This window comes from Bacillus sp. JJ675, from assembly GCF_036963165.1.
GTDB lineage: Bacteria > Bacillota > Bacilli > Bacillales > Bacillaceae > Bacillus > Bacillus glycinifermentans.
The window spans coordinates 55869-62071 of sequence record NZ_JBALMR010000031.1; the positions used below are offsets into that span (position 1 = coordinate 55869).

At 43.8% G+C, this 6203-nt stretch carries 9 protein-coding genes and 2 pseudogenes; 6 read left to right on the plus strand and 5 right to left on the minus strand.

Annotated features, from left to right (window positions below):
• Positions 1–339 precede the first annotated feature (339 nt).
• Positions 340–1338 carry a ferredoxin--NADP reductase 2 gene (gene yumC, locus V7126_RS09105; RefSeq protein WP_335497540.1) on the plus strand — a complete coding sequence of 333 codons (999 nt, stop codon included), beginning with the start codon at positions 340–342 and terminating at the stop codon, positions 1336–1338.
• A gap of 29 nt (positions 1339–1367) precedes the next feature.
• On the opposite strand, the gene V7126_RS09110 is transcribed toward yumC, so the two are convergent.
• A complete protein-coding gene (locus V7126_RS09110; protein ID WP_175077620.1) occupies positions 1368–1574 on the minus strand; it encodes a hypothetical protein in 207 nt (68 codons plus the stop codon).
• A 144-nt stretch (positions 1575–1718) separates the two neighbouring features.
• Here V7126_RS09110 and V7126_RS09115 point away from each other — a divergent pair, with 144 nt between their 5' ends.
• Positions 1719–1943 carry a cold-shock protein gene (locus tag V7126_RS09115; RefSeq protein ID WP_046131628.1) on the plus strand — a complete coding sequence of 75 codons (225 nt, stop codon included), beginning with the start codon at positions 1719–1721 and terminating at the stop codon, positions 1941–1943.
• Positions 1944–2033: 90 nt separating this feature from the next.
• A complete protein-coding gene (locus tag V7126_RS09120; protein ID WP_175077621.1) occupies positions 2034–2192 on the plus strand; it encodes a hypothetical protein in 159 nt (52 codons plus the stop codon).
• 324 nt (positions 2193–2516) lie between these two features.
• Here the strand turns inward: V7126_RS09120 and V7126_RS09125 are convergent, their stop codons facing one another.
• Positions 2517–2861, minus strand: a complete 345-nt coding sequence (locus V7126_RS09125) for a DUF1433 domain-containing protein (protein ID WP_335497541.1) — start codon at positions 2859–2861, stop codon at positions 2517–2519.
• Positions 2862–2911: 50 nt separating this feature from the next.
• On the opposite strand from V7126_RS09125, the gene V7126_RS09130 reads away from it, so the two are divergent.
• Positions 2912–4342: a lipase gene (locus V7126_RS09130; protein ID WP_335497542.1), complete on the plus strand. Its 1431-nt coding sequence runs from the start codon at positions 2912–2914 to the stop codon at positions 4340–4342.
• A gap of 11 nt (positions 4343–4353) precedes the next feature.
• Positions 4354–4665: a hypothetical protein gene (locus V7126_RS09135; RefSeq protein ID WP_175077677.1), complete on the plus strand. Its 312-nt coding sequence runs from the start codon at positions 4354–4356 to the stop codon at positions 4663–4665.
• Between the two features lie 38 nt (positions 4666–4703).
• On the opposite strand, the pseudogene V7126_RS09140 reads toward V7126_RS09135, so the two are convergent.
• Positions 4704–4796 (minus strand): annotated as a pseudogene (locus V7126_RS09140) (iron-sulfur cluster assembly accessory protein); the annotation flags it as partial.
• 293 nt (positions 4797–5089) lie between these two features.
• Between V7126_RS09140 and V7126_RS09145 the strand changes: the two are divergent.
• Positions 5090–5761: a hypothetical protein gene (locus V7126_RS09145; protein WP_335497543.1), complete on the plus strand. Its 672-nt coding sequence runs from the start codon at positions 5090–5092 to the stop codon at positions 5759–5761.
• A 41-nt stretch (positions 5762–5802) separates the two neighbouring features.
• Here V7126_RS09145 and V7126_RS09150 read toward each other — a convergent pair whose 3' ends face one another.
• Together V7126_RS09150 and V7126_RS09155 are read right to left on the minus strand one after the other, a co-directional pair.
• Positions 5803–6060, minus strand: a complete 258-nt coding sequence (locus tag V7126_RS09150) for a holin (RefSeq protein ID WP_335497544.1) — start codon at positions 6058–6060, stop codon at positions 5803–5805.
• Positions 6061–6081: 21 nt separating this feature from the next.
• Positions 6082–6203 (minus strand): annotated as a pseudogene (locus V7126_RS09155) (N-acetylmuramoyl-L-alanine amidase); the annotation flags it as partial.

Here is a 6203-nt window from a genome sequence, read left to right on the forward strand (position 1 = left end):
AGCCGGATAAAAATAGCCTTTGGGTTATTTTCAACAGGATGCCGGCTTTTTATCAAAAAAAGTTTGTGAAATCCTTCACTTTAAGAACACCAAAAAGCTGAATGCTGTCCATCTAATCGACGTAAAAGTTTCATAAAGATGTAACAATTTGTTCACAACTACATCATAGCGATTCATATTTGTTTTTTCAAGGTTCGATATGCTTGATAAAACGTTCGGGTTGATCAAACCCGGTAAGATTTTCTCACAAAGATCCTCGGAAAAATCCCGCACGCTCGTATTTATTTTATGTGATATGATATAATTAAGAACAATTTTCATTTAGGGGGCATTATTTTCATGCGTGAAGACTCAAAAGTTTATGATATTACAATCATCGGAGGCGGCCCTGTCGGCTTGTTCACCGCGTTTTACGGCGGAATGCGGCAAGCGAGCGTCAAAATTATCGAAAGCCTGCCGCAGCTCGGCGGCCAGCTGTCCGCTTTATATCCGGAAAAATATATATATGATGTAGCCGGCTTCCCTAAAATCCGCGCTCAGGAACTCGTCGACAATTTAAAGGAGCAAATGGCTAAATTCGACCAAACCGTTTGTCTCGAGCAAGCCGTTGAAAGCGTCGAAAAACAGGCAGACGGAATCTTTAAGCTTGTCACAAATGAAGAAATCCATTATTCAAAAACGGTGATCATTACTGCCGGAAACGGCGCATTCAAGCCGAGAAAGCTTGAACTCGAATCGGCGGAACGTTTCGAAGGTGCGAACCTGCACTACTTTATCGATGATTTGAACAAATTTGCCGGCAGGCGCATCGCCGTATTGGGAGGCGGAGACTCTGCCGTGGACTGGGCGCTCATGCTTGAACCTATCGCGAAAGAAGTGTCCATCATTCACCGCCGCGACAAATTCCGCGCTCATGAGCACAGCGTAGAAAACCTGCACAACTCAAAAGTCAACGTGCTGACTCCGTTTGTTCCGACCGAGTTGATCGGCGAAACAAACATTGAGCAGATCGTCATTGAGGAGGTCAAAGGGGAAAGAAAGGAAATCCTTGACGTGGATGATGTCATTGTTAACTTCGGATTTGTCTCATCCCTCGGCCCGATCAAAAACTGGGGGCTTGAAATCGAGAAAAACTCCATCAAAGTCAAATCAACGATGGAAACGAACATCCCCGGCTTCTATGCCGCCGGCGACATCTGCACATACGATGGGAAGGTCAAGCTGATTGCCAGCGGATTCGGTGAAGCACCGACAGCCGTCAACAATGCAAAAGCTTATATGGACCCGAAAGCGCGCGTTCAGCCGCTTCATTCGACAAGCATGTTTGAAAATAAATAATAAAAAGGAGCCCGACCACCGGCTCCTTTTTATTTAAACAGCCTTATATACGAAAAGATCGTCCCTAAAATCAGGACAACCGTCAGCACGCCAACAATGCCTGCAGTACCCAGGATGATGCGGTCTTTGATTTTATCAGCTTTTGGCAGCGGATCCTTGCCGCCGCACGCTTCGCATACTTTTGAACTGTACGGGATCAGCTGATCGCAATGTCTGCACTTGATCTTTTCTTCCATGGTTGCACTCCTTTTCAAATGTCGGGCTTAAGTTCCAAAAGGAAACTTGTCCAGTATAGAATAACAAATGAACGAATAGAATGTCTTAAGATTCACAAAATATTCTTACATGCTCCATAAAAACCCTTGTGAGGAAGTGACGTTATGTCTTACTACAACAATCGTAATCAAGAACCTTTGCCGAAAGAAGATGTCAGTACATGGGAGTGTACGGCAGAAGACTGCAACGGATGGATGAGAAAAAACTTTACGAGCAGCGAGCGTCCTTTATGTCCTCTTTGCAATCAGGAAATGGCAAGCGGCACCCGCTTCTTGACGTCGATCACCAACAATACAAGCAACCTTCACCGCCTCTTCAACCGAAAATAAAACACCCTTTCCGGCCCGCTCACTGCAGCCGGGTTTTGCCTGCATTTTAGGCGGACCGGAGCGTTCGCATGCATATGTAAGGGTCGCCATGTGAGCAGAAAAAAATACGCCTTTCTTCGCGATGGAAGAAAGGTGCATTTTTCGTTAGTTTATTACCGGCCTCTTCCGGTGTTCGCCGCTGTCCAGAATGAAGAGTCGCAGCCGTACGATGCGATGGCGTTCCGGTTGTCCGCTCAATACGATAGATGAAAACCCCGTCATATCAACTTTTATAAAAAATCTTTACAATTGTTAATGCTGCCCTTTCATAGCGACGAATCTCGCTGACCTAAACTTCTCGGCATGGCAAGCATCGCTATCCGTAAATAACAAAAAATGCCCTATCCGATTAAGGTCAGGGCGGCCTGTCATTTTTAAGGGTGGAATGCTCATCATAATGATCTGCCACTTTTTCGAAGAATTTTAAGTCCAGTTTAGAAGAAAAGCAATAAACGATAGAAGTATCGCTAATTTGAATGAAAAAGAGCATATAAAAAGGCAACAGCCCAACTCACGAAGAGCGGGCTATTTTTATTAATAATCGCAAATTTTATCTTTACACTCGGGCTTTCTTTCAGCATCGACAGTGAAGGAACCGACTTCATCATTAGACTTATCGTAAATACCCCATATTTTCTTCTGCTTATCTCCATTTAGATATCCTTTTATATCGACGCCGCTCATCGGATTTACTTCATAGTCGTCAGAATAATTAATCGAACTAATATCTTTATAATTGGTTTTAATAAAGTCTGTCATTCTTTCTTTAGCCAAATTAAAAAGCGCTTTTTTCTCCTTGTTTTCATGTTGCTGCTTCATAAGTATTCCTCCTAATGCTATAATAACCAGAGCAAGAAGGATAATTATGTATTTTCTCATAAAACCATCCTTTCCATCTTACATTTTACATAGTCTAAGGAGTTATGTACATGAATAAAAAGTGCGATATTCCTAATTTAACGGATAAAGATTATTATTTTCTTAGCCAAAACACTTATAGTACAGAGAAAATGAAAGAAGCTTTCAAGGAAAAAACACCTATAGAGAGCAAGTCAAATAAAGCTTATTACGTTGATAAAATTAAAAGGGACTCTGACACCGGGCTTGATGCGTATGTTTTTGTTCAAGCCAAGAAAAAGAACGGTAAATGGGTTAAGCCTGATACACCAGAAAACGTCGTCGTAGCTTTCGCAGGAACCGACCCGAAAAACCAGTTCTTTCAGGATGTCATTGATGCTGACGGCGGAAACGTTGTCGCGGGATTTGATCCGAAAAAGAAGGAACACTACATAATTGAAAAAGATACATCCAAAACAATAGGAAAATACAACGCAACACCCTCACAAGACGCAATGCTTAGCTCTGGTAACTATAAATTAATAACGAAAACATCCCAAATTGGGCAAGCCGATGATCTTGTACGTGAAGTCAAACAAAAGTATAAAGGGACGTCGACGATCGTTTCAACGACAGGACACTCACTTGGCGGCGCAGAGGCGGAATATAGCGCGGTCAATAACGATATCTATGCTGTGGCGTTCAATAACCCCTCCGTTGTTAAATTGCATTCAGAAGAAAAGCAAAAAGCGATCCGGAGCGGCAAATATAATTCGTATGTAAAAGCGATTGTCAATCCGGATGATATGACTGGTTCCGGCTGGTGGTTTGAGTATGAACGGCATGCAGGCAGAACGATATATACGAAAGATCCCTCGGTTGCACGTGCGGAAAGACAAATACGACTTGATCCGAGGGTGAATGGCGGTATATTTGGTACGGTGTTAGGTGTAGCTACAGATTACATTACTACAACGGTTATGGGAATGCCCGACACCCACGGCCTCAATGATTCGAATTTCACCTTCGACGAAGACGGCAACGTTCAAAATGTTGAAGGCGATGAACTCGTCTACGATAAAAATTTAAAAGCAATGCTGCCGGCTGAAGTGGCATCAGGGAGCGGCGCGATTAAAGTCACCCCCGAAGTCGCTAAGCAGCTTGCGGAAAAAGTAAATGCGATTATAAACGACCTGCGTACGATGAAAAGAGAAGCGGAAAACGCCTACCAGGAACATGACTCTGCGATAAGCGATTTGAAATACGATACCTATCGCCAGGTCGGTCACGGCTTATACGATCTGCTTACGCTCGATGATGTAAACAATACGCTGAATGATTTGGCGCAGTCGTTCGATAAAAAAGGGAATCCGCTGTTTTACGATGTCGATGCCGAAGCGGCATATATCGCTTCATTACAAGACACGATTTTAGATTTAGAGGAGATCAGCGGCTACCTTTCGCAAATCGCAAAAGATTTTAAATCAAAAGACAAAATGCTGGCAAGATGGTTAAAGTTATAGGAGATGAGTAAATGGATACGTTAGATCAAATAATCAAAAAGCAGAACGACCCAATGGAAAAGCGCAGGCAGCTTGCTATGCTGAAAACGGGTATGAGAGGCGTGGCCGGAACCAAGCTCGAATCCGTTCGAAATACCCTCAGACCGAAATTCAAAGTAGATGACATACAAAAGGAAATGAACAGCGTCTATTCATCACTTCTCTACAGCTTCGAAGGGAAAGCGCAGCAGGCTCTGGCTCAGCGGATCAGCCAAAGCGCTCAGAAGCTTATTCATACGGAACGGGACGGAGAAAGCTTTGTGAATGGGTTTAAGACAAGATAAAGACGCCAAATCGGCGTCTTAAAAACGTTAATATACTGTCAGCACTCTTCCGGCTTCCCGGCGTTCGCCGCCGTCCGGAATGAAGAGCCGCAGCCGCACGATGCGATGGCGTTCGGGTTGTCGATCGTAAATTATTCGATCAGTTTCCGATAGATGAAAACCCCACCATATCAACGTTTATAAACGATTCATACGATTGTTATTGTTCGAAACGGTTGTTAATGCCGCTCTTTCGTAGCGATGGATCTCGTTAACAATATGATACCCAAACTTCCCCGGTCTGGCAAGCGTTGTTATCCACATATCCGCGTTTTATTTATTCCTTCAATTACTCTGTGACCGCTATAAACGATGAAAATACCGTATCTTTCCCGCGTTAAATAACTTAAAATTAAGACGATATAGATAACGAGGGGGAATACGAATGAAAAAGTTGCTATGTTTTGCGGTCTTTGCCGGCTGTTTAGTTTTAGCGCTGACTGCGTGCGGCGGTAAGGACACCGGTGCGTCTACGCAAAAAGAGTCTACGGGTACCAACTCGACAGACGAGGCGAAAACGGATACTACATCTACCGAGAAAAAGACGCTAACAAAAGCTGGCGAAAGCTTAAAAGATCCGAATGTCGGTACGGTTACGGCCTATTCAGTAAAAGACGCCAGCAATAAGTCGCTCCAAATCGGAGATTTAAAGATTATGTTTAAAGATGCAAAAGTTTTAACTATGTCTGATTTAACGGATGATTTTAAAGCGACGTTGGAAGAAGCATTCGGGGAAAAAATGAAAGAGGTTACATTTGCACAAATTACATACGACATTGAGAACGTTGGTTCAGATGAAATTAAAACGTGGAACGGTTTCGAAACTGCGGTAAATAGCGAAGGCCTGCAAATAGACTTGAGATTTAACGATACGTTAGGAGCTGCCAATCCGGCAGAAATGGAAATTTTGGCGGGGGCAAAGGTACCGAATAATCTCGTACTTGTTCCGGTTAAAAAAGGAGAAAGTAACGTCCGCATCAAGGCGGCCGATGTACTAAAAGACGCCAATGCAAAGGACTTTCTTACTCGCGGCAAGGAAATTAAAATCGATTTATAAAAAAGAAATCGCCCCATCCGGTTAAGGACGGGGCTTTCGTTTTATTTAGTCGTTCCCTCACGCTTCGCGCCAATCTCGAAAAGACCGGTCGCAGCAAGACCCGCAAAGCCACCGGCCCATAACCGCAGCACTAGATCGAGGTCTGTAAACGGGTAGGCCACCGCTCCGAGTGCGATACCCAAAATGAAGCTGACCGCCGGCACGATGTTGGTCGGCATGCTGATCGTTTTCTTAACAAGTTGAACAAGCGCCGTTAGGATTGGCGCCAATACAGTCGCGAACAATAGTACTTCTTCCATTTATATCGTCTCCCTTTTCGTTTACTTTATAGTTGCGCCGGTTGATTTCGCCGCGTAGATATTCACTTTTCCGAACTGATCCGTTTTGATCGTATAGACGTCCGTTTGTGGATTCGCAAGGATTTCGTATTTAAGGCCGCCGA